This is a genomic window from Roseinatronobacter sp. NSM (assembly GCF_052379845.1).
Classification (GTDB): Bacteria; Pseudomonadota; Alphaproteobacteria; order Rhodobacterales; family Rhodobacteraceae; genus Roseinatronobacter.
This window is the reverse complement of the sequence record NZ_JBQTCF010000107.1, coordinates 1-315: the sequence shown is the minus strand read 5'-3', so window position 1 is coordinate 315 and position 315 is coordinate 1. Positions and strand designations below refer to the sequence as shown.

Sequence of the window (315 nt, the reverse complement as noted above, 5' to 3'; positions counted from 1 at the left end):
GTCTGCACTGCACGCTCCGGATGATGGCCGTTGCGGACCACAGCCGCGTGACCATCGGCTGTCTTCCGGTCCTGAAAGCGTGCCATGAAGACCTCAAGCTCGGCCTCGACCGCCGATTGCAGCAATTCACGCGCACCTTTGCGCAGAAGTTCCGTCAATGGGTCCGCGATCGCATCTCGACCCGCAAATTCAACAATGTTACTCTCGTTCATGGTGGTGCGTCCTCTTCGGTTGGCGGGTTGTGTCGCAACGACAATCCAACCAGATGCACCGCCAGCTTTCAAATCCCCAAAACACCAGATTCAGTCATAGCTC

Annotated in this window: 1 pseudogene; it reads right to left on the bottom strand. The window is 57.1% G+C overall.

The annotated features are described in order from the left end of the window. Window positions 1-212 (bottom strand): annotated as a pseudogene (locus tag ACTZWY_RS19835) (IS256 family transposase); the annotation flags it as partial. Window positions 213-315 lie beyond the last annotated feature (103 nt).